Consider the following 19,918-nt stretch of genomic DNA (forward strand, 5'->3'; position numbering starts at 1 on the left):
GACCGCGCGATGCGCCCCGCCGTCGGGCTGCTCTACAACCCGAGCACGCCGGCCTTGCTGGCCCACGCGCCGGCGCTGGTCGAGCACCTGTCGGCGATGCCCGACCGGATGTGGTTCGACTTCGGCGACGAGCCGGTGGCTCGTCGCTTCCGTCATGCGCAGGGTGCCATCACCGAGTTGGCCGCCCTTGCGCGCGGGCGCAGCCTAGCCGGCCACGGCCTGGGCCTGTCTTTGCCCAGCGCGATGCCGCTGGACGAAGCGATGCTCGGCGCTGTCGTCGCGGTGGCGGAGGGCTTGCGCGGCTTCGCCTGGTACAGCGAGCATCTCAGCGTGTTCGTGACGCCGGGCGGTGCCGCGGTGCCGAATGCGCAGGCGGGCCTGGGCCTGCCTGTCGTCTATGGTGACGAAAGCTTCGAACTGCTATGCCCGAAGCTGCGCCGCTTGAATGAGGCCCTGGGTTGCCGCGTGCTGCTGGAGAACCCGGCGCAGTTCTCGCCGCTGACCGACCTCGACTGCAGCGAGCCCGAATTCCTGAACCGGCTGTACCGCGCCGGCGTGTCGGGCACGCTGCTGGACCTGCACAACCTCTACGTCTGCCAGCGCAACGGCGTGACCGACCCGCAGGCCTATCTGGAGGCACTGGACCTGGACAGCGTGGAGGAGGTCCACCTGGCCGGCGGAGACGAGTTTGGCGGTTTCTATATGGACAGCCACGCCACCGTCACGCCGCCCGCCGTGTGGGAGCTGGCGCACGAGTTCCTGCCGCGCTGCCGCCGGCTGCGGGCGATCACGCTGGAGTACCAGGAGTCGTACTTCGAGCAGATCGGCCTGCAGGCGCTTGCTCGCGAACTGGAGCTGATGCACGAACTGGCCGAGCGCTGCACCGTGGAGCATCCGCCGTGCTGAGCGATTTCCAGCAGGCGATGGCGGACATCGTCGCCTCCCCGGCCCTGTGCAATGCAGTGCGCGAAGACGCCGCCGTGCTGGACGGGCGTTATGCGCTGGACGAACGCGAGCGCCGTCGCCTCATCGCGCTGGCGCGAGACCGCGGCATGCAGGCCGCCTGCACCGTCTACCGGATGAACCGGATCACGCCGCTGGCGATCAATCTCCGCGCGACGCTGCACGCGCTGGGCGAGCGGCTACCAGGCATGGTGACGCTGTACTGGCAGGCCCATCCGCGCGGCCACACGCATTTCTACATCGAGGCCGATCGCTTCTGCCGCTGGCTGTCCGAGCGGCCCGAAGCGCGCGACGACGAGGATGTGGCCGCTGCGCTAGCCGATGAGTGGTCGAGCGTGTGCGCCGCGCTGGAGGCCAGCCTGGCCGACGCCTCAGCTGATTGACAGCGCAATGACTCCGCCGGCGATCAGCGCGGCGCCCAGCAGTCGCCAGCCCTGTTCGCGCTCGCCGAGCAGCTTTCCGCCCAGCAGGGCCGCGATCAGCATCGACAGCTCCCGCGCCGGTGCCACGCGTGACAGCGGCGCCAGCTGCATCGCATACAGCACCAGCACGTAGGCCAGGGGGCTGCAGACGGCCATCAGCAGCACGTAGGGCCACTGAGCACGCAGCGCGGGCATGAAGCCGGCGCGGTCACGCCACACGGCGGGCAGCATGAAGGGCACGCGCAACAGGTTGCCCACGTAGTCGAGCAGGATCGGCGACAGCAGCAGCGTCTTCACCGAGTAGCCGTCGGAGACCGTGTAGCCGGCGATGGTCAGCCCGGTCAGGGCGCCCCAGCGGATGCCTGCGCGCCGGCGCTGGCGGGCCGTCGCATCGGCGCCCGCTTTCCAGAACGAAGGCCCCGCGGCCATCATGAAGATGCCCAGCACGACACCGGCCAGGCCCAGCGCACCGCCAAGGCCCAGGTGCTCGCCGAGCAGCGTGACGGCCACCAGTGCCGACATCGCGGGTCCGCTGCCGCGCGCCACGGGGTAGACGATGTTGAGGTCGGACGCGCGGTAGCCGGCCAGCAGTACGTTGAAATAGAGCAGGTGCAGGATGGCGCTGAGAAAGGTCATCGCCCAAGCCAGGGCGCTCCAGCCGGGCAGGGTGTCCCATCCGACGTACACGGCGACGGGCAGCCACAGGATGCTGACGCCCAGCGCACTCGACAGGACGAAGTGGTGATTGCCGCCGGCTTTCTTGGCGCCGAGATTCCACGCCGCGTGCAGCAACGCGGCGCACAGCACCAGCGCGAGGGCGGTTGCCCCCATCAGTAGACGAGACGATCGGGCCGGATGTCGTTGAGGATCGTCGTCGCGATCTCCTCGATCGACTTGTGCGTGGACGAGAGCCAGTTGATGCCCTCGCGCTTCATCATCTTCTCGGCCTCGTTGATCTCGTAGCGGCAGTTCATCAGGTCGGCGTACTTGCTGCCGGGGCGGCGCTCGTTGCGGATCTGGCTGAGGCGGTCGGGGTCGATCGTCAGGCCGAAGCACTTGCGCCGGTGCGGCGCCAGCGAGGTGGGCAGGCGGTCGCGCTCGAAGTCCTCCGGGATCAGCGGGTAGTTGGCGGCCTTGATGCCATGCTGCATCGCCAGGTACAGCGAGGTGGGCGTCTTGCCGCTGCGCGACACGCCCACCAGGATCACGTCGGCCACGTCGAGGTTCTTGGCCGACTGGCCGTCGTCATGGGCCAGCGAGAAATTGATCGCCTCGATCCGGTCGTGGTACTCCTGGCTCTTGGCGATGTCCGAGAAGCGGCCGACACGGTGGTTGGACTTGGCCTCGAACTCTTCCTCCAGCGGCTCGATGAAGGTGCCGAACATGTCCATCACGCGGCCCTTGCAGTGGTCGCGGACGATTTTCAGCACCTCACGGTCCACCAGCGTGAGGAAGACGATCGGGCGCTTGCCCTCGCGTTCGGCCATCTCGTTGATCTCGCGCACCACGGCGTAGGCCTTCTCGGACGTGTCGATGAAGGGCCGGCGGATGTGGCGCGGCTTGATCGTGAACTGGGCGAGGATCGAGTTGCCGAAGGTCTCGGCGGTGATGCCGGTGCCGTCGGAGACGAAGTAGACGGTGCGATCGGTCATGGCTGGAATCCTTCCGGGGTTTTGGATCATAGGTCTAGAATCGCGCGCAACATCTCGCCAGCAGCCATGACGACGTCCCACCCACAACTCGAATCCACAAGCGTGGCGAGGTCGTCATGGGCAAAGCACAGGGGAGGCGTTGCCCCCCTCGCAGCGGGAGCCCGGAATTCACAACCTTACGGAGCTTTCCCATGTCTGCACGCTTTGAGTCGACCGCCCTGGTCGTACCGTTTGAAAACCTGAGAATGGACGACGTCGAGGTCGTTGGCGGCAAGAACGCCAGCCTCGGCGAGATGATCTCCCAGCTCAGCGCCACCGGGGTCCGCGTGCCCGGTGGTTTCGCCACCACGGCCCATGCCTTCCGCCAGTTCCTCCAGCACGAGGGCCTGGACAAGCGCATTGCCGACCGGCTGGCCACCCTGAACACCGAAGACGTGCGCGCGCTGGCCGAGGCCGGTGCGGAGATCCGCGGCTGGCTGGAGGCGCAACCCTTCCCGGCCGAGCTCGAAGCGCAGATCCGCACGGCCTTTGCCAAGCTGACGGCCGAGAACCCGGGCGTGTCCTTCGCCGTGCGCTCGTCGGCCACCGCCGAGGACCTGCCCGACGCCTCCTTCGCCGGCCAGCAGGAAACCTTCCTGAACGTCGTCGGCATCGACGAAGTGCTGCACAAGATGAAGGAGGTGTTCGCCTCCCTCTATAACGACCGCGCGATCAGCTATCGCGTGCACAAGGGCTTCGCCCACGCGGACGTGGCCCTGTCGGCCGGCGTGCAGCGCATGGTGCGCTCCGACCTGGGCTCGGCCGGCGTGATGTTCACGATCGACACCGAGAGCGGTTTCAAGGACGTGGTCTTCATCACCTCCAGCTACGGCCTGGGCGAGACGGTGGTGCAGGGCGCGGTGAACCCGGACGAGTTCTACGTCCACAAGCCCGCGCTGAAGGCCGGCAAGCTGCCGATCATCCGGCGCAACCTGGGCTCCAAGCTGATCCGCATGGAGTTCGCGACGCCTGAGGAAAAGGCGGCCAGCGGCAAGCTGGTGAAGACGGTGGACACCGCGCCCGAGCAGCGCAACCGCTACTCGCTGCTGGATGCCGAGGTGGTCGAGCTGGCCCAGTACGCGCTGATCATCGAGAAGCACTACGGCCGCGCGATGGACATCGAGTGGGGCCGCGACGGCGTCGACGGCAAGCTCTACATCCTGCAGGCCCGCCCGGAGACGGTGAAGAGCCAGGCCGAGGGCCAGGTCGAGATGGCCTACAAGCTCAAGGGCCACAGCACCGTGCTGGCCGAGGGCCGCGCGATCGGCCAGAAGATTGGCACCGGCCCGGTCCGCCTGGTCCACAGCATCGCCGAGATGGAGCGGGTGCAGCCCGGCGACGTGCTGGTGACCGACATGACCGACCCGAACTGGGAGCCGGTGATGAAGCGCGCCGCCGCCATCATCACCAACCGCGGCGGCCGCACCTGCCACGCGGCCATCATCGCGCGCGAACTGGGCATCCCCGCCGTCGTGGGCTGCGGCGACGCGACCGAGACGCTGAAGGACGGCCAGCTGGTGACGGTGGCCTGCTCCGAGGGCGATACCGGCTACATCTACGACGGCCTGCTGGAAGCCGAAGTCAGCGAGGTGCACCGCGGCGAACTGCCGTACTGCCCGATCAAGATCATGATGAACATCGGCAACCCGCAGCTGGCGTTCAACTTCGCGCAGATGCCCGGCGGCGGCGTCGGCCTGGCGCGCCTCGAGTTCATCATCAACAACAACATCGGCGTCCACCCGAAGGCGATCCTGGACTATCCGAACATCGATGCCGACCTGAAGAAGGCCGTCGAGTCGGTGGCCCGCGGCCATGCCTCGCCGCGCGCCTTCTACGTGGACAAGCTGGTGGAAGGCATCGGCACGATCGCGGCCGCCTTCTTCCCGCGGCCGGTGATCGTGCGCCTGTCGGACTTCAAGAGCAACGAGTACCGCAAGCTGATCGGCGGCTCGCGCTACGAGCCGGACGAAGAGAACCCGATGCTGGGCTTCCGCGGTGCCTCGCGCTACATCAGCGGCGAGTTCACCGATGCCTTCGCGATGGAGTGCGAGGCGCTGAAGCGCGTGCGCAACGAGATGGGCCTGACCAACATCGAGATCATGGTGCCCTTCGTGCGCACGGTAAAGCAGGCCGAGCGTGTCGTCGGCATGCTGGCCGAGCGGGGCCTGAAGCGCGGCACGAACGGCCTGCGCGTGATCATGATGTGCGAGGTGCCCAGCAACGCGATCCTGGCCGAGCAGTTCCTGGAGCATTTCGACGGCATGTCCATCGGCTCCAACGACCTGACGCAGCTGACCCTGGGCCTGGACCGCGACTCCGGCCTGGAGCAACTGGCCGGCGATTTCGACGAACGCGATCCGGCCGTCAAGGCGATGATCTCGCGCGCGATCGCCGCCTGCCGCGCCACCGGCAAGTACGTCGGCATCTGCGGCCAGGGCCCCAGCGACCATCCGGACTTCGCCGACTGGCTGGCCGACGAGGGCATCGAGTCGATGTCGCTGAACCCGGACACGGTGATCGACACCTGGCAGCGGCTGGCCGCGCGCCGCTGATCGATTGATCGGCTGATCGGTCGGCTGACTCGCCCGGGAGGGCGGGTTCGCCGCTATCGACGCTGCAGGGCGGGATCGGCATGATCCCGCCCGTGCCGTCCGACCCGTTCAAACGCCGACTGACCCGTATCTACGCCTGGTACACGCTGGGCTTCCTGCTGTTCGTGCTGGCGCTCGGGCTGCTGGAGCGGGCGGGCCTGTCCAAGAACTGGATCGGCTTCGCCTTCATGGCCGCCACTGTCGGCGTCTACGCGGTGATCGGCGTGCTCAGCCGCACGACCGATTCGGCCGAGTACTACGTGGCGGGCCGCCGCGTGCCCGCCGTCTTCAACGGCATGGCTGCCGGCGCGGACTGGATGAGCGCTGCCTCCTTCATGGGCATGGCGGGCACGCTGTACCTGAGCGGCTATGGCGGCCTGGCCTTCGTGCTCGGCTGGACCGGCGGCTTCTGCCTCGTCGCACTGTGCCTGGCGCCCTACCTGCGCGCGTCCGGCTGCTTCACGATCCCGGACTTCCTCGGCTCGCGCTACGGCAGCAATGTGCTGCGGCTGGTCGCGGCGCTGGCGGCCATCGGCATCTCCTTCATCTACCTGGTGGCGCAGATCTATGGCGTCGGGCTGATCACCACGCGGCTGACGGGCATGAGCTTCGAGGTCGGCGTGTTCGTCGGCGTCGGCGGGGTGCTGGTGTGCTCCTTCCTCGGCGGCATGCGGGCAGTGACCTGGACGCAGGTGGCGCAGTACATCATCCTGATCGTCGCCTACCTGGTGCCGGTCGTCTGGCTGGGCCTGCAGCAGAGCGGCACGCCGGTGCCGCTGGCCGCCTACGGGCAGCAGCTCGAAAGCATCAGCCAGCGCGAACGCGAGCTGGTGCGCGACCCGCACGAACTCGAGGTGCAGGTCCAGTTCGCCCACCGCGCCGAGGCGAGCGCGGCCAAGCTGCTCGACGTGCCCGCTGCGCTGGCCCAGGAGCGCCGCCTGGCCGAACACCAGGTGGCGATGCTGAAGGCGGCGGATGCGCCGCTGGCGCAGGTGCAGGCGGCCGAGAAGCGGGTGGCCGCGCTGCCGCGCACGCCAACCGAGGCGGCGGAGCGCTGGCGCCGGCAGCAGCAGGCGGACGAGCAGCGCGCGCTGCCGCTCGCCGGCATGCCGCCGCACGCGCAGGCCTTTGCCGGCGATCCCGAGGGCACGCCCGCCGAGCGCCAGCAGTTCAGCGAATCGCGGCGCAATTTCCTCGCGCTGGTGTTCTGCCTGGTCGTCGGTACCGCCGGCCTGCCACACCTGCTGACGCGCTACTGCACGACGCCGACGGTGGCCGAGGCGCGCCGCTCGGTCGCCTGGTCGCTGGTGTTCATCAGCCTGCTCTACGTCAGTGCGCCGGCGCTGGCGGTGATGGTCAAGTACGAGGTGTTCAACCATCTGGTCGGCACGCGCTTCGACAGCCTGCCGGCCTGGATCGGCCAATGGGCGCGGGTCGATCCATCCTTGCTGTCGGTCGCCGACGTCAACGGCGATGGCGTGCTGCAGCTCGGCGAGCTGCGCATCAGCGGCGACATCATCACCTTGATCACGCCCGAGCTGGCCGGGCTGCCCTATGTGATCTCCGGCATGGTGGCGGCCGGCGGCCTGGCGGCGGCGCTCTCCACGGCCGACGGCCTGCTGCTGACCGTGTCGGCCGCGCTGTCGCACGACATCTACTTCCACGTCGTCAACCCGCAGGCCTCGGCGACGCGGCGGGTCACCCTGTCCAAGGCTCTGCTGCTGGCCACGGCCCTGGCCGCCGCTGCGGTGGCGACGCAGAAGCCGGCGGACATCCTCTTCCTTGTCGCCGCGGCCTTCTCGTTCGCCGGCGCGGCCTTCTTCCCGGTGCTGGTGCTGGGCGTTTTCTGGCGTCGCGCCAACGCGGCGGGCGCGGTGGCGGGCATGCTGGTCGGCACCGCGGTGACCGCCTGGTATATGGCATGCGCGCATCCGCAGATCCGCGCCGCGCTGGGCATCCCCGGCCCGGTGACGCTGTGGTGGGGCGTGCAGCCGATCTCGGCCGGCCTGTTCGGCGTGCCCGCCGCCTTCGCGGCGATATTGCTGGTGAGCGCGCTGAGCCCCGCGCCGCGAACCTCCGGTGCCGGCATGCTGGCGCTGCTGCGCAGCCCGCCGTAGAACGGCTGAGTTGACGCCCGGTTAGGCAGATCCGGCTTTTCGTACTAGAATCGCGGGTTCCCCCTTGCCGTGCTACGAGTTTTGACGCCGTTGCACGGCTTTCCACAGTCCGTCGCAGTCCGTGCCGGGCTGGAAATCCACAAGGAGCATTGATGCGTCACTATGAAATCATTCTGCTGATCCATCCGGATCAAAGCGAACAGGTTCCGGCCATGCTGGAGCGCTACAAGGGCCTCGTCACCGCTGGTGGCGGCGTGGTCCACCGCGTCGAGGACTGGGGCCGCCGTCAGATGGCCTACCTGATCCAGAAGCTGGCCAAGGCGCACTACCTGTGCATCAACATCGAGTGCAGCAAGGAAGTCCTCGCCGAGCTCGAGACCGGCTTCCGCTTCAACGACGCCGTTCTGCGCCACCTGACCGTGGTCCAGGACAAGGCCCAGACGGCCCCGTCGGTGATGATGAAGAGCGTCGAGCGCGAAGAAGCCCGCAAGGCTCCTGCGCAGCAAGAGGCCGCCTGATAAAGCCTGGTGAATCAGCTCGCCCTGCAAGCAACATTGCTTGAACTGGGACTGGTCAGATACACGCCGGCCGGATTGATGGCGCTGGACCTCGGCTTGAAGCACGAGGGCGAAGCGCAGGAAGCCGGCAGACCGCGCAAGGTCTCGATGGAGATCAAGGCGGTTGCCATCGGCGAGATCTGCAAACGGCTGCAGGCGCTGGGTGTCGGAGGTCAGGCCCTTTTCTCGGGCTTCCTCAGCAACCAGCGCAACGGACGCGGAATCGTCTTCCACGTCACGGCAGTCGAAACGGCCAGCCAGGCGCTCTGACTCACCAACATGTTCGTTCCGGATAGAAATTAACGAGGTCCAAAAATGGCACCACCCCGCGGTAAAGGTCGCTTCTCGAAGGACAAGAAGCCCAAGCGCAACCAACAATCGCTGCTGTTCCGCCGCAAGCGCTTCTGCCGTTTCACGGTCGCTGGCGTCGAACACATCGACTACAAGGACATCGACACGCTGCGCGATTTCATCGGCGAAAACGGCAAGATCACGCCGGCTCGCCTGACGGGCACCCGTGCGTTCTTCCAGCGTCAACTGACGGTCGCCATCAAGCGCGCGCGCTTCCTGGCCATGCTGCCGTACAGCGACCAGCACAAGGTCTAAGGAGTCCCCACCATGCAAATCATCCTGCTTGAGAAGGTGGCAAACCTGGGTAACCTCGGCGACGTCGTCAAGGTCAAGGACGGCTACGCACGCAATTTCCTGATCCCGACCCGCCAGGCACGCCGTGCCACGGCCGCCGCGATCAAGGAATTCGAAGCCAAGCGCGCCGAACTGGAAAAGGCTGCCGCCGAGAAGCTGGCCGCTGCGCAAGCTCTGGGCGAAAGCCTGTCGGGCAAGACGGTCCGTATCGCACAGAAGGCCGGTGTTGACGGCCGCCTGTTCGGTTCGGTCACGAACGCCGACATCGCCGAAGCACTGGGCAAGATCGGCTTCACCGTCGCCAAGTCGCAGGTCCGCCTGCCGCTGGGCCCGCTGAAGGCCGTGGGCGAGTTCCCGGTCAGCGTCGCTGCTCACACCGACGTGGTCGTCGAAGTGACGGTGCAGGTCGTCGCCGAACAAGAGTAATAACGCTCCAGTTCAGCGAATCGACAAAGAGCCGATGGCCGCAAGGCCATCGGCTCTTTTACTTCTGCGGCGCGTTATACCCTGCGCTCCACCGGTTTTCCACAGCCTTTCCCACAGGCTTCTGGAAGGTGGCGACTTATAGTTCCCCGATGTCCGTAACCTTCAACACCAACAGCTCAGTGCAGGACGACGAAGTCGCCCGCCTGCGCGTGCCGCCGCACTCGGTCGAGGCCGAGCAGAGCGTGCTCGGCGGCCTGCTGATCGACAACTCCGCCTGGGACAAGGCCGGCGACCTGCTGTCCGACTCCGACTTCTACCGCTACGAGCACAAGCAGATCTTCGCCGCCGTCGGCAAGCTGGTGAACGCCGGCAAGCCGGCCGACGTCGTGACCGTGTTCGAGGAGCTGACCTCACTGGGCAAGGCCCAGGAGTGCGGTGGCCTCGCCTACCTGAACGACCTCGCGCAGAGCGTGCCGAGTGCCGCCAATATTCGGCGTTATGCGGAGATCGTTCGCGAGCGCGCGGTGCTGCGCAAGCTGGTCAGTGCCTGCGACGAGATCGCCAGCGCGGCGATGAACCCGCAGGGCCGGCCGGCCAAGGAGATCGTCGACGAGGCCGAAGGCCGCATCTTCAAGATCAACGAAGACGGCGCCAAGGGTGGGCAGGGCTTTCACAGCATGGACAAGCTCGTCGTCGACCTGATCGACCGCGTCAACGAGCTGGCCGAGAACGGCGCCGAGGACGTCACCGGCGTGCGCACCGGCTTCTACGACCTCGACAACATGACCGCCGGCCTGCAGCCGGGCGACCTGATCGTGCTGGCAGCGCGCCCGTCGATGGGCAAGACGGCCTTCGTCGTCAACATCGGCGAGAACGTCGCCATCAACGAAGGCCTGCCGGTCGTCATCTACTCGATGGAAATGGGCGCGGCCCAGCTGGCGCTGCGGATGGTCGGCTCGGTCGGCCGCATCGACCAGAGCCGCCTGCGCCTGGGCCGCCTGGCCGACGACGAATGGAGCCGTCTCTCCGAGGCCGTGGACAAGCTCGGCAAGGCCGCGATCTACATCGACGAGAGCCCGGGCCTCTCGCCCAGCGAGGTGCGCGCCCGCGCGCGCCGCCAGGCCCGCATCAGCGGCCAGTTGGGCCTGATCATCATCGACTACCTGCAGCTGATGAGCGGTAACGGCGGCAACGAGGAGAACCGCGCCACCGTGATCGGTGAGATCTCGCGCGGCCTGAAGGCGCTGGCCAAGGAACTGAAGTGCCCGGTGATCGCGCTGTCGCAGCTCAACCGCTCGGTCGAGACGCGGCCCGACAAGCGCCCGATGATGTCCGACCTGCGCGAGTCCGGCGCCATCGAACAGGACGCGGACATCATCATGTTCATCTACCGCGACGAGTACTACACGAAGGACGAGTGCAAGGAACCGGGCGTGGCCGAGATCATTATTGCGAAACAGCGTAACGGCCCGGTCGGTACGGTGAAGCTCGCCTTCCAGCGCATGCACACCAAGTTCGAGAACCTTGCGCCAGGCTACGTCGGCCCTGGCGGCGACGACTACTGAGCTGCTTCCGCTCGCTGCGCGGCCACGGCCGCCAGCGTGAGCAGCGGCGGCACGGCGAAGCAGCCGACGCCGAAGAAGTGAAACAGCAGCGCCGCCACGCCGCAGCCCGCGGCGAAGGCGGCCACATTGGCGCCGACCTTCGCCAGGCGCCCGAGCACGGCGGACCGGTCCGCTCCGGCCTGGCTCACGCCCGCCAAGTCCGCCAGGTCGATCATCACCTGCGTGGTCGTGCCGGTCATCATCGTCGTCGGCGGCGCGCTGGGCAGGTGGATGCGCGAGGCGGCATTCTGCAAGGCCATCGCAGCGACAAGCACCATGCCCGCCACGACCTCGGCCGGGCTGTCGCCGTCATGGTTGATCCCCAGGCGGAACACCAGCACGCCACCGAAGACCAGCAGCAGCGCCTGCAGGGCCAGCACGCCGCGTAGCTGCGGCTGCAGGCGCCCACTGAGCCGGCCGCTGCTCCATCGCAGGGCGAAGATGACGGCGCAGAACACCGGCAGCGCCAACAGCTTGGCCAGCACGCCGGTACTGCCCATCACCAGTGCCGCGCCGAGGGTGACGAAGTTGCCGGTGACGTGGGCGGTGAACAGGCCGTGCAGCGCCAGAAAGCTGGCCGTATCGACGTAGCCCGCGTTCACGCTCAGCAGGGCGGGCAGGGCGTTCTTCATCGTTGACTACCCAATCGGTCGGCTGGCCACGCGGCTTCCGACACGCAGCGCAAGATTGATCAGAGGGCTCGTCATCGCGGTGGTCACCAAGGCCATGACGAGCAGGATGGTGAACATGTCCTGGCCGATGAGGCCGACGTCCAGGCCCACCTTGATGACGATCAGCTCCATCAGGCCGCGGGCATTCATCAGCGCGCCGGTTGCCATGCTCTCCGGGCCGTTGAGACCCGCGGCACGCGCGCCCAGCGCGCCACCGACGAGCTTGCCGATGCTGGCCACGGCCACCACCAGCACCATCGCGCCCAGCGCGCCGCCCTGGAATGCGGCGGGCGAGGTGGACAGGCCGGCCAGCGCGAAGAAGATCGGCATCAGCATCACGATGGACATCGGCTCCACACGCTGCGTGACGGCGCGCAGCAGGCGCTCGTCGCGGGGCATCGCGGCGCCGAACAGGAAGGCACCGAACACCGCGTGCAGGTGCAGCCACTCCGTCGCCGCCGCGCAGCCCAGCAGGCCCAGCATCAGCGCCGCCAGCACGGCCAGGCTCGGCTCGCCCTCCGGTGCCTTCGCGGCCAGCAGGCGCGCGTATAGCGGGCGGACGAAGAAATAGAGCACCAACAGCAGCCCGACCGTTCCCAGCGTGATCGTCAACAAGGCGCCATAGCCTTCGGCCGCGCCGGATAGCGCAACCACCAGCGCGAGCATCACCCAGGCGAAGACGTCCACCACCGCGGCCCCAGCCAGCGCCAACTGGCCGAAGCGCGTCTGCGTCATGCCCTTGTCCTTCAGGATGCGCGCCATCACCGGGAAGGCCGTGATCGACACGGCGGCCACCACGAACAGCGCAAAGGGCCAGAAGCCCACGCCCTGCGGCGCCAGCGCGGGATAGAGCGCCGGCGTCATGCCGAGGGTCAGGCCCGCGGGTACCAGCACGCTCAGCACGCCCACGCTGCCGGCCGACTTGACCTGCGCACGCAGCCCGCCTGGCGCCCGGATCTCCAGGCCGATCACGAACATGAACAGCACCAGGCCCAGCGTCGACAAGGCATTCAGGCCGACCAGCATGCCTTTGCCGAACAGCGCGCCATGCAGCTCGGGCAGCAGGGCACCCAGCACGGCCGGCCCCAGCAGCAGACCCGCCGCCATCTCGCCCACGACCTGGGGTTGGTGCAGGTAGCGCAGCAGCCAGCCGCAGGCGCGGGCCGTGCCCAGAACGACGATGAGCTGGAGGAGTAGTGTTGTTGTGCTCATGGAGGGTCCCAAGGGGAATGGGATTCTAGAGTCCGGCGAAATGAAGGGGTCCCAATACAATGCGGGCATGTCTCGCATGCTGCGCGCCCTTGTCATTGCCCTGTTGCTCCCGGCGTATTGCTGGGCGGCCATCGGTGTCGATGCCTTCGTGCCCGCGCAGTCCAAGGCGGGGCTGGCTGTGCTGGAGATGTCGGAGCCAGCTGCTCCCGGCGTTGACCTTTCTGATCAGGTGGCCGACCTCGTTTCCGAGCTGGGCGACACCTCGGACGACGCCCCCGAACTGCTGACGACATTGCCCGCGGTATCCGCGGTAGTTCTCTCGGCTGCGGACGTCCCGCATGCCCCCAATGCACGCCCGCCGGTGAATACGCCGGATCGTCTGCTGCGCCCGCCACGGGCCGCACTGCAGTCCTGACCTGCGGCCGTCCTTCCGGCGGTCGACGCATCCCCTTTCTGTACCCGCTCGGCAGCCTCCCGCCGCGAGCGGCGCTTTCCTATCCCGTCCACCCCCTCATGGAAATCGCCTTACTTTTCGTCCTGATCCTGATCAATGGCTTGTTCGCCATGTCCGAGATCGCCCTCGTCACCGCGCGCAAGGCGCGTCTGCAGAAGCTTGTCGACGAGGGCGACAAGGCCGCCGCCGCGGCCGTCAAGCTCGGCGAGGAGCCGACCCGCTTCCTCTCCACCATCCAGATCGGCATCACCTCCATCGGCGTGCTCAACGGCATCGTCGGCGAGGCGGCGCTGGCTGGTCCGCTGTCGTTATGGCTGCAGGGCCTGGGGTTGCCGGCCGAGTATTCGGACACGGGCAGCACCGTCCTCGTGGTCGTGCTGATCACCTACTTCTCCATCGTGCTGGGCGAACTGGTGCCCAAGCGCCTGGGGCAATCCAACCCCGAGGCGATGGCCCGCCTCGTGGCCCCGGCGATTGCGGCGCTGGCGCTGGCGACGCAACCCTTCGTGCGTCTGCTGGCGGGCTCCACCAATGCGCTGCTGCGGCTGCTCGGTGTGAAGGCCCGCAGCAACGTCAACGTCACCGAGGAGGAGATCCACGCCGTGCTGGCGGAAGGCACGAACGCAGGCGTGATCGAATCTCACGAGCACACGATGGTGCGCAATGTGTTCCGGCTCGATGACCGCCAGATCGGCTCGCTGATGGTGCCGCGCGGCGACGTGGTCTGCCTGGACATCAATTCGCCGCTGGCGGAGAGCCTGGCGCGGATTGACACGTCTGACCATGCCTTGTTCCCGGTCGTTCGCGATGGCCTGCATGACATCGTCGGCGTGGTGAACGCACGGCAGTTGCTGTCCCAGATCGTGCGCGGCGGTTCGCCCCGGCTGGACGAGCATCTGCAGCAGCCCCTCTATGTTCCGGAAACGCTGACCGGCATGGAACTGCTGGACAACTTCCGGTCCACGAACATGCACATGGCCTTCGTGATCGACGAGTACGGTGAGGTGAAGGGCCTGCTCACCTTGCAGGACCTGGTCGAGGCGATCACCGGCGAGTTCCAGCCGGGAGACCCGGCGGATGCCTGGGCCGTCCGGCGCGAGGACGGCTCCTGGCTGCTCGACGGCCACATCCCGGTGCCGGAGCTCAAGGACCGGCTCGAACTGGAGGCCGTGCCTGAAGAGGATCGCGGCCGCTATCACACGCTCAGCGGCATGATGATGCTGCTGACCGGACGCCTGCCGCGTGTGGCCGATGCCGTGGAGTGGGAAGGCTGGCGTTTCGAGATCGTCGACATGGACGGCAAGACCATCGACAAGGTGCTGGCCAGCCGCATCCTCCTGAGCCGCGGGACCGCCAATGCGCTGGGTTCCTGAGCGCCCCGGGATCTTCCTGCTGGCCCTGGTGCTGCTGCAGGCGTGCAGCGACGGCTATCCCAGGGAGGACGCGCCCTTGCCCAGCCCCTTCGACATGGACAGCGCACAGCGGATCACTGCCTTAAACGAGATCGGCGCGAAGGCCCACATGGAGCAGCGCCGGCGCTTCGAACTGCAGGGTGACTGTGGCCTGCAGGTGACCACCAAGCGCCCCAAGACCCGCGAGCTTCGGGAGACCTTCGAGCTTCAACGATCGATGGACGTCCGCGTGGCCTTCGACAAGGCGGGCCAGACCTTCGACGTGCATCTGGTCTCGCGCGCCGAGCAGCCCGAGGTGCGCCTCGGCATCCTGCTGAAGAGCACGAGATGGACCGATGCCACCCGGGCCCACCTGCTGCTGCAGTTGCTGGCTCGTGACTGCGGAAGGGCCTAGCTGCCACGAGCCCCGCGGAGCCTCCTCGGTCATCGGTGAGCTGGCCCACAATAGCCCTGCATACCGATAACAGGAGACCCCCTGCCATGAGCGCCTTCACCGAGGCTCGAGACTTCCTGCTGCGCCACCGCAGCGACTACGACACCGCCTACCGCGACTTCCGCTGGCCCGAGCTGGGCGAGTTCAACTGGGCGCTGGACTACTTCGATCCGATGGCGCGCGGCAATGCCGCTGATGCGCTGGTGATCGTCGGCGAGGATGGCGCGGTGCTGCGCCGCAGCTTCGACGAGATGGCACGGCGCTCCGATCAGGTTGCGAGTTATCTGCGCGGGATGGGTGTAGGCCGCGGCGACCGCGTGCTGCTGATGATGGGCAACGAGGTGGCGCTGTGGGAGCTGATGCTGGCCTGCATCAAGCTCGGCGCGGTGATGATCCCGGCCACCTCGCTGCTGACGGCGGACGACCTGCTCGACCGGCTGGAGCGCGGCGCGGTGCGCCACGTCGTCGCGGCCGGCGCGCAGACGGGCAAGTTCGCCGGGCTGCCCGGTGACTACACGCGCGTCGCCGTCGGCACCAGCGTGGCCGAAGGCTGGCACGACTTCGCCGCGTCGGCCCATGCGCCTGCGCACTTCGAGCCCGAGGGCAAGACGCTCGCCACGGATCCGCTGCTGCTGTACTTCACCTCGGGCACCACCTCCAAGCCCAAGCTCGTGCTGCACACGCACGAGAGCTATCCGGTCGGCCACCTGAGCACGATGTACTGGCTGGGGCTGAAGCCTGGCGACCGGCACCTGAACATCTCCTCGCCGGGCTGGGCCAAGCATGCGTGGAGCTGCTTCTTCGCGCCCTGGAACGCGGGGGCCTGCGTGTTCATCTACAACTACGGCCGCTTCCACGCGCCGACGATGCTCGACGTGCTGGCGACGCACGGCGTGACCAGCCTGTGCGCGCCGCCGACCGTCTGGCGCATGCTGATCCAGTCGGACCTCGCCGCCTGCAAGGACCGGTTGCACCTGCGCGAAGTGATCGGCGCCGGCGAGCCGCTGAACCCCGAGATCATTGCCCAGGTGCAACAGGCCTGGGGCCTGACCTTGCGCGACGGCTACGGCCAGACGGAAACCTGCGCCCAGGTCGGCAACACGCCCGGCCAACTGCTGAAGCCCGGCTCGATGGGCCGGCCGCTGCCGGGCTACCGCATCGCGCTGCTGGACCCGGACGACCACGAGGCTTCGGAAGGCGAGCTGTCCATCGCGCTGGCCGGCAAGACCACCGGCCTGATGACCGGCTACGAGGACAGCCCCGAACGCACCGCCGAGGTGATGCGCGCCGGCCACTATCACACCGGCGATACCGCGATGCGCGATGCCGACGGCTACATCACCTTCGTCGGACGGGCCGATGACGTGTTCAAGGCCAGCGACTACCGCATCAGCCCCTTCGAGCTGGAGAGCGTGCTGATCGAACACGAGGCGGTGATGGAGGCTGCGGTGATTCCCAGTCCTGATCCCGTGCGCCTGGCCGTGCCTAAGGCCTGCGTGATCCTGCGGCCGGGGCGCGAGGCCGGGCCGGAGCTGGCGCAAGCCATCTTCGCCTTCTCGCGCGAGAAGCTCGCGCCCTACAAGCGCCTGCGCCGCATCGAGTTCGTCGCCGAGCTGCCGAAGACCATCTCCGGCAAGATCCGCCGCGTGCAGCTGCGGGCGCAGGAGACCGCGCTGCGCCAGGGCGACGGCCAGCGCGGCCCTGGCGAGTTCTTCGAGGAAGACTTCCCCGCCTTACGCGGGGGCACCGCCGCCGACTGAAACAGGCCCCATCACCGCGTCCGGCAGCGCCGTAGCGATGTCGGGGAACACGCAGATCAGCACCACGGCCAGCAGCATCAGCACGACGAAGGGCAGCACGCCCCGGATGATCTCGCCCAGCGGGATGTCCGGGGCGATGTTCTTGATGACGAAGATGTTCAGGCCCACCGGCGGGTGGATCAGCCCGGTCTCCATCACGATCGTCATCAGCACGCCGAACCACACCAGGTCGAAGCCGGCGGCCTTCAGCGGCGGCAGGATGATCGGCGCGGTCATCAGGATGATCGAGACCGGCGGCAGGAAGAAGCCCAGCACGATCACCATCACCAGTACCGTCGCCAGAAGTATCCATCTGGAGAGTTGCATGCCGACGATCCACTCCGCTGTGCTCTGGCTGATGTGCAGGTAGCTCATCACGTACGAGAACAGCAGCGACATGCCGATGATGAACATCAGCATCGTCGATTCCTTCAGCGTGGCCTGCAGGATGGGCGCCACATCGCGCGCGCGCCACACCTTGTAGATCACGGCGATCAGCGCCAGTGCCAGCATGGCGCCGAGGCCCGCCGTCTCGCTGGGCGTGGCGAAGCCGCCGTACAGCGCCACCATCACGCCGATCAGCAGCAGCACGAAGGGCAGCACGCGCGGCAGCATCTCGAACTTCTCGCGGCGGGTGAACGATTCGCGCGCCAGCATCGGCGATTCGGTGCCCGAGCGCTCGTAGGCCGCCAGCGCCAGCGCGTGTTCCTTGCGGTAGCGCAGCATCGCGTAGCCGGCGAACAGCAGCACCAGCAGCAGGCCCGGGAAGATGCCGGCCAGGAACAGCCGCCCGAGCGACTGTTCGGCCGCCACCGCGTACAGGATCATCGTGACCGAGGGCGGCAGCAGGATGCCCAGGGTACCGCCGGCGGCGATGATGCCGGCCGCGAAACCGGGCGAGTAGCCGCGCTTGCGCATCTCCGGGATGCCGGCGCTGCCGATGGCCGAGCAGGTGGCGGGGCTGGAGCCCGCCATCGCCGCGAACAACGCACAGGCGAACACGTTGGCGATGCCCAGCCCCCCGGGAATGCGGCCCATCCAGACGTGCATTGCCAGGTACAGGTCCTGGCCCGCGCGCGACTTGCCGATCGCCGCGCCCTTCAGGATGAACAGCGGGATCGACAGCAGGGTGATGCTGGCCATCTCTTCGTAGACGTTCTGCGTGATCGTGTCCAGCGCCGAGGCCGGCATGAACAGGAACATGAAGACCACCGCCACGCTGCCCAGCGCGAACGAGATCGGCATGCCCGAGAACATGAACAGCAAGGTCGCGATGCCGAAGAGGCTCCCGATCATCGTCATGCTCATGACAGCACCTCCTCATGGCGCACCACGACGATGGCAGCGCGCGGATTGAGCCGCGCTGCCGCCTGCACGAACAGCTGCAGGCTCAGCAGCGTCATGCCCATGGCCATCAGGCCGTAGGGAATCCACAGCGGCGGCGCCCAGGACGAAGACGTCGTCTGGCCCTCGACCCAGGCCTCGTGGAACAGGGACCAGGACTTCCAGGCGAAGAAGGCGCAGAAGGCGGTGGCGGTGATGTCCACCAGCGCCAGGCGCAGGCGCTCCAGCACCGGCGGCAGCAGGCCGGCCATGGCCTCGATGCCGATGTGGCCGCGCAGCGATTGCACGAAACCGCCGCACATGAAGGTGGCGCCGACGAGGCAGAACACGGCAGCCTCGTCCTGCCAGTCGGTGGAGGCCTGCATCACGTAGCGCGAGATCACGCTGTAGGTCAGCACGCCGGCCGCGACGAGCAGGGCGAACATGCCCAGCACGACCATGACGCGGTTGATCACCGCGAGCAGGCGGGCCAATGGCATCAGCCACTGCGGCGTGGCGGGGTCCAGGTCCGTCTTCATACGAGCTTCTGCGCGGCCTTCAGCAATGCGGCGCAGGTCTCGTTGCGCTCGCCGAAGTCCTTCCATGCGGTGTCGCGTGCGATCGCCTGCCACTTCTTCAAGGTGGCGGTGTCCATGTCGTAGACCTTGGCACCGGCCTTCTGGTACAGCTCGGCCACCGTCTTGTCGTCGGCCATCGCGGCCTCGCGGGCGAAGGTTTCCAGTTCGCCGCCTACGGCCATTACCACGTCCTGCTGCGCCTTCGACAGCTTGCCGAACACCTCCTTGGAGATCATCAGCGGTTCCAGCATGAACCAGTAGGTCTTGTCCCGGCCGGTGGTCAAGTGCTTGGCCAGTTCCTCCAGCTTGAACGAGATGAAACTGGTGGACGAAGTCATCGCCGCTTCCATCGCGCCGGTCTGCATCGCGGCGTAGATTTCGTTGGACGGCAAGGTGATCACCGAGGCGCCGGCCTGCTTCAGCATCATGTCCATCTCGCGGCTGCCGCCGCGCACTTTCAGGCCCTTGGCATCGTCCGGCGTCACCAGCGGCCGGCTCTTGCTGGCCACGCCGCCGGCCTGCCAGACCCAGCTGACGATGATCACGCCCTTGTCGTCAAGGACCTTGCTGAGCAGCTTGCCCACTTCGGCCGTCTTCCATTGCGCGCCCTGCTCGTAGCTGGGCACCAGCGCCGGCATCAGGCCGATATTGGTTTCGCCAACCTCGCCGCCGGCGTAGGACAGCGGCACCAGACTCATGTCCAGCGCGCCCTTGCGCATGGCGGAGAACTGGGCGTTGGTCTTCATCAGCGAGGAGCCGGGGTAGACGGTGGCCTTCAACGCGCCGTTCGTGCGCTTTTCGACCTCGGCGGCGAAGCGGCGGCACAGCCGGTCGCGGAAATCGCCTTCGGTCAGCGTACCGCCGGGGAACTGGTGCGAGATCTTCAGGGTGCCGGCCTGCGCGAAGGCGGACGGAAGGCCGCCGGCGGCCAGGGCGGCGGCGCCGGCGGCCCGGATCAGGTCGCGTCGATGGATGGAAGTCATGCTGCTTGTCTCCTGCTGTTATCGCTGGAGGGCAGCT

General features: G+C 67.5%; 20 protein-coding genes. 13 read left to right on the forward strand and 7 right to left on the reverse strand.

Annotated elements, in window-relative coordinates; translation table 11 throughout:
- Window positions 1-9 precede the first annotated feature (9 nt).
- Both SNE35_RS21555 and SNE35_RS21560 read left to right on the forward strand, forming a co-directional pair.
- On the forward strand, window positions 10-906 hold the full coding sequence (locus tag SNE35_RS21555) for an MbnB/TglH/ChrH family RiPP precursor modification enzyme (RefSeq protein WP_320425076.1): 897 nt from the start codon (window positions 10-12) through the stop codon (window positions 904-906).
- The gene (locus tag SNE35_RS21560; RefSeq protein WP_320425077.1) at window positions 900-1,346 is read left to right on the forward strand and encodes a hypothetical protein; all 447 of its coding nucleotides are present in this window, start codon (window positions 900-902) and stop codon (window positions 1,344-1,346) included. Before SNE35_RS21555 ends, SNE35_RS21560 begins: the two co-directional genes overlap by 7 nt.
- Here the strand turns inward: SNE35_RS21560 and SNE35_RS21565 are convergent.
- Both SNE35_RS21565 and ppsR read right to left on the reverse strand, forming a co-directional pair.
- Window positions 1,335-2,216, reverse strand: a complete 882-nt coding sequence (locus SNE35_RS21565; protein ID WP_320425078.1) for an EamA family transporter — start codon at window positions 2,214-2,216, stop codon at window positions 1,335-1,337. The two genes, SNE35_RS21560 and SNE35_RS21565, sit on opposite strands and share 12 nt — an antisense overlap.
- Window positions 2,216-3,037, reverse strand: a complete 822-nt coding sequence (ppsR, locus tag SNE35_RS21570; protein WP_320425079.1) for a posphoenolpyruvate synthetase regulatory kinase/phosphorylase PpsR — start codon at window positions 3,035-3,037, stop codon at window positions 2,216-2,218. Before ppsR ends, SNE35_RS21565 begins: the two co-directional genes overlap by 1 nt.
- A gap of 191 nt (window positions 3,038-3,228) precedes the next feature.
- Between ppsR and ppsA the strand changes: the two genes are divergently transcribed.
- From ppsA to dnaB, 7 genes are all read left to right on the forward strand, one after another.
- Complete coding sequence (gene ppsA / locus SNE35_RS21575; RefSeq protein ID WP_320425080.1) at window positions 3,229-5,628, forward strand: phosphoenolpyruvate synthase; 2,400 nt, start codon at window positions 3,229-3,231, stop codon at window positions 5,626-5,628.
- Between the two features lie 80 nt (window positions 5,629-5,708).
- Window positions 5,709-7,784: a sodium:solute symporter family protein gene (locus SNE35_RS21580; protein WP_320425081.1), complete on the forward strand. Its 2,076-nt coding sequence runs from the start codon at window positions 5,709-5,711 to the stop codon at window positions 7,782-7,784.
- A gap of 152 nt (window positions 7,785-7,936) precedes the next feature.
- Window positions 7,937-8,302 (forward strand): 30S ribosomal protein S6, encoded by a 366-nt coding sequence (gene rpsF, locus SNE35_RS21585; RefSeq protein ID WP_320425082.1) that lies wholly within the window; start codon window positions 7,937-7,939, stop codon window positions 8,300-8,302.
- A 9-nt stretch (window positions 8,303-8,311) separates the two neighbouring features.
- A complete protein-coding gene (gene priB / locus SNE35_RS21590) occupies window positions 8,312-8,611 on the forward strand; it encodes a primosomal replication protein N (RefSeq protein WP_320425083.1) in 300 nt (99 codons plus the stop codon).
- 45 nt (window positions 8,612-8,656) lie between these two features.
- Window positions 8,657-8,947, forward strand: a complete 291-nt coding sequence (gene rpsR / locus SNE35_RS21595) for a 30S ribosomal protein S18 (RefSeq protein WP_320425084.1) — start codon at window positions 8,657-8,659, stop codon at window positions 8,945-8,947.
- A gap of 12 nt (window positions 8,948-8,959) precedes the next feature.
- Window positions 8,960-9,412 carry a 50S ribosomal protein L9 gene (gene rplI / locus SNE35_RS21600; RefSeq protein WP_320425085.1) on the forward strand — a complete coding sequence of 151 codons (453 nt, stop codon included), beginning with the start codon at window positions 8,960-8,962 and terminating at the stop codon, window positions 9,410-9,412.
- 149 nt (window positions 9,413-9,561) lie between these two features.
- Window positions 9,562-10,977: a replicative DNA helicase gene (dnaB, locus tag SNE35_RS21605; RefSeq protein ID WP_320425086.1), complete on the forward strand. Its 1,416-nt coding sequence runs from the start codon at window positions 9,562-9,564 to the stop codon at window positions 10,975-10,977.
- On the opposite strand, the gene SNE35_RS21610 is transcribed toward dnaB, so the two are convergent.
- A complete protein-coding gene (locus SNE35_RS21610; RefSeq protein WP_320425087.1) occupies window positions 10,971-11,648 on the reverse strand; it encodes a YoaK family protein in 678 nt (225 codons plus the stop codon). The genes dnaB and SNE35_RS21610 overlap by 7 nt on opposite strands.
- 6 nt (window positions 11,649-11,654) lie before the next feature.
- Window positions 11,655-12,899, reverse strand: a complete 1,245-nt coding sequence (locus tag SNE35_RS21615) for a cation:proton antiporter (RefSeq protein WP_320425088.1) — start codon at window positions 12,897-12,899, stop codon at window positions 11,655-11,657.
- A gap of 67 nt (window positions 12,900-12,966) precedes the next feature.
- Here SNE35_RS21615 and SNE35_RS21620 point away from each other — a divergent pair, with 67 nt between their 5' ends.
- The 4 genes from SNE35_RS21620 to SNE35_RS21635 all read left to right on the forward strand — a co-directional run bounded on the left by SNE35_RS21620 (window position 12,967) and on the right by SNE35_RS21635 (window position 16,958).
- The gene (locus SNE35_RS21620; RefSeq protein ID WP_320425089.1) at window positions 12,967-13,314 is read left to right on the forward strand and encodes a hypothetical protein; all 348 of its coding nucleotides are present in this window, start codon (window positions 12,967-12,969) and stop codon (window positions 13,312-13,314) included.
- Window positions 13,315-13,412: 98 nt separating this feature from the next.
- Window positions 13,413-14,726: a hemolysin family protein gene (locus SNE35_RS21625; protein ID WP_320425090.1), complete on the forward strand. Its 1,314-nt coding sequence runs from the start codon at window positions 13,413-13,415 to the stop codon at window positions 14,724-14,726.
- Complete coding sequence (locus SNE35_RS21630; RefSeq protein ID WP_320425091.1) at window positions 14,710-15,159, forward strand: hypothetical protein; 450 nt, start codon at window positions 14,710-14,712, stop codon at window positions 15,157-15,159. The genes SNE35_RS21625 and SNE35_RS21630 overlap by 17 nt, the downstream gene beginning before the upstream one ends.
- Window positions 15,160-15,245: 86 nt before the next feature.
- Window positions 15,246-16,958, forward strand: a complete 1,713-nt coding sequence (locus tag SNE35_RS21635; RefSeq protein ID WP_320425092.1) for an AMP-binding protein — start codon at window positions 15,246-15,248, stop codon at window positions 16,956-16,958.
- On the opposite strand, the gene SNE35_RS21640 is transcribed toward SNE35_RS21635, so the two are convergent.
- From SNE35_RS21640 to dctP, 3 genes are read right to left on the reverse strand one after another with little or no spacing between them, the layout of a single operon-like run.
- The gene (locus SNE35_RS21640; protein WP_320425093.1) at window positions 16,932-18,305 is read right to left on the reverse strand and encodes a TRAP transporter large permease; all 1,374 of its coding nucleotides are present in this window, start codon (window positions 18,303-18,305) and stop codon (window positions 16,932-16,934) included. The genes SNE35_RS21635 and SNE35_RS21640 overlap by 27 nt on opposite strands.
- Window positions 18,302-18,859, reverse strand: coding sequence for a TRAP transporter small permease (locus SNE35_RS21645; RefSeq protein WP_431312775.1), 558 nt, complete (start codon window positions 18,857-18,859; stop codon window positions 18,302-18,304). Before SNE35_RS21645 ends, SNE35_RS21640 begins: the two co-directional genes overlap by 4 nt.
- The gene (dctP, locus tag SNE35_RS21650; protein ID WP_320425094.1) at window positions 18,856-19,881 is read right to left on the reverse strand and encodes a TRAP transporter substrate-binding protein DctP; all 1,026 of its coding nucleotides are present in this window, start codon (window positions 19,879-19,881) and stop codon (window positions 18,856-18,858) included. Before dctP ends, SNE35_RS21645 begins: the two co-directional genes overlap by 4 nt.
- Window positions 19,882-19,918: the final 37 nt, after the last annotated feature.

It is taken from the genome of Roseateles agri, assembly GCF_034043675.1.
Lineage (GTDB): Bacteria > Pseudomonadota > Gammaproteobacteria > Burkholderiales > Burkholderiaceae_C > KK5.